Consider the following 2,171-nt stretch of genomic DNA (forward strand, 5'->3'; position numbering starts at 1 on the left):
GCCAGCGTTCGTCCTGAGCCAGGATCAAACTCTCCATAATAGTTAAGTTTAAATCTTGTATTGCTCAAAAAACTAATAATTGACGTTTTACTTCATGTTTTGTTTAGTTTTCAAAGTTCACTTTGTCACTTCAGAAGCGACTTAAACATCATAACATCTTATCAACATTCATGTCAACAATTATTTAATCTGTTTTTTGTTGTCCAAGTTGTTTCGTTGTGACAACATAAATAAATATACCACCTAGTCCATTGGATTGCAAGCTTTTATTTACATTAATTTAATAAAACGAGAAATACTTAATGAATTAATTAGTTATTTATACAAATAGGTAAAAGTACAAGCATAAGCTATTCCTTCTCATAGATTAGTACAAGAAAGGAGGAATTGTTATGCAAAGTAATGAAGCCCGTCAATTATGTAATAATTATAGAGGGCAGGTTGTACGCATTTACGATAAATCTGGAAATGAGCACTATGGCAGAATTAGTAAAGTCACTGATGATCGAGTATGGATTGAACCAATTGATCAACAACGTCAAAACTCAAATTACTCAAACAATAGATCTAACCGCAATAGAAATGACTTTAACAGAGAACGTTCAAACAGAAATTACTCGAACAGAGATTACTCAAATAGAAATTATTCAAACAGAAATTACTCAAACAGAGACTATTCAAATAGAAATTACTCAAGCAGAGATTACTCAAATAGAGATTATTCAAATAGAAACTACCGTCAAGATCAAAGATATAATAATAACTTTCGTGAGAGAGATAATTTCGGATGCGGATTCTTCGGTTGTGGTTTTGGAGTATCTATAGCTATAGGCTTTATCGCAGGTATCGCCCTTGCTGCTTTATTCTTTTTTTAGTATGAAAATAAATATGATTATTTTACCGAAAAGACCGAAAATGGTCTTTTCTTTTTCCTAAAAATCATCATGTTTTATAAACTTCAAGTGTAGTTCATCAAAAAACAGAGTCACTTTTATAAAAATAAAAAGCAAAGATAAGTTTTGTTCAACTTATCTTTGCTTTCTACATAAAAACACTCTATATCCTAATACATCTTTATAACGTAAAATTAACTTTTGAAATTTGTGTAGTAATTCAATACCTTCAGGTGGTAATTTATCAAATGGTAATGATGCCATTGGTTTTGTAGTAGTGTTAACAATTGTTTCTCCCCGGATAATTTTATATTCATCAAACCCTGCTCTGATTAGAGAATACTCCCATTCTTTTACTGTTCTTGTTTTTAATATTCCGTAAACGTCTTGTATATCTCTTTGTTCTCTTAACGTTAAAGGTTTCTCTGTTGTCATTTCAATCGCTAGAAGATATCCACCTTTTTTTAACACCCTTGCATACTCACTTAATGATTTATCTACATTTGTAAAGCTAGTTACTGACTCAGAAATAATAAAATCGTATACACTTTCCTGAAAAGGCAGTTTCTCTGCACTGGCTTGGAATAAATTAATCGGTATTTTTTTCTTATTAAATCGCTTTTTAGCATTGATTAACATTCGATCGTTAATATCAATTGTATCAATTGAACATTTATATTTTTCATATAGATAAAGCGCTGTTTTACCAGAACCACAACCAACTTCTAACACAGAACTATTTGATCTAATCGGCAAAAATTTCACCATTTCTTTCGTTAAATCGAATCCACCTGGATGTGCATCCTCAATTCCTAATGTCGCGATTAAGTCAATATAGTTAAATTTACCCACATTGGACCCCCTAACTTATTTTGTTAGATTAGTTTATTCACCAATAACATCTTTGGTTTAAAAACTAAATACAAATTGTAAGAGAGTCTTCCTAACAAAATGATGCAGGTGGTTGCAGCTTCAGTCTTTTCTTCTATATTATCAATTCTTTTTTTATCAATCCTATTACATCAGTATTACATCAGATGATTAAAGGTGATATCAATAAAATACTTCTAAGGTCAATATTTACTATAAAGCAAATTTTCTTCGAAAATGAAGTATCCCATAGATTTTATTATTTATTTACATTATTTTATAAACACAAAAAAACATCAGCTTAATAGCTGATGTTTTAGTTACCAGGCGACGTTCTACTCTCACAGGGGGAAACCCCCAACTACCATCGACGCTGAAGAGCTTAACTGCCGTGTTCGGTATGGGAAC

Annotated in this window: 2 protein-coding genes and 1 rRNA gene; 1 reads left to right on the forward strand and 2 read right to left on the reverse strand. The window is 31.1% G+C overall.

Translation table 11 applies throughout. From position 1 onward, the window contains the following. Positions 1-392: 392 nt before the first annotated feature. Positions 393-875 carry a hypothetical protein gene (locus ACX6U0_RS21225; protein ID WP_464961804.1) on the forward strand — a complete coding sequence of 161 codons (483 nt, stop codon included), beginning with the start codon at positions 393-395 and terminating at the stop codon, positions 873-875. A 153-nt stretch (positions 876-1,028) separates the two neighbouring features. Here the strand turns inward: ACX6U0_RS21225 and ACX6U0_RS21230 are convergent, their stop codons facing one another. Then, the gene (locus ACX6U0_RS21230; RefSeq protein WP_464961805.1) at positions 1,029-1,745 is read right to left on the reverse strand and encodes a class I SAM-dependent methyltransferase; all 717 of its coding nucleotides are present in this window, start codon (positions 1,743-1,745) and stop codon (positions 1,029-1,031) included. 340 nt (positions 1,746-2,085) lie between these two features. Further along, positions 2,086-2,171, reverse strand: a 5S ribosomal RNA gene (rrf, locus tag ACX6U0_RS21235); the annotation flags it as partial.

Source organism: Gottfriedia sp. ABJ_BB2_2 (assembly GCF_055484705.1).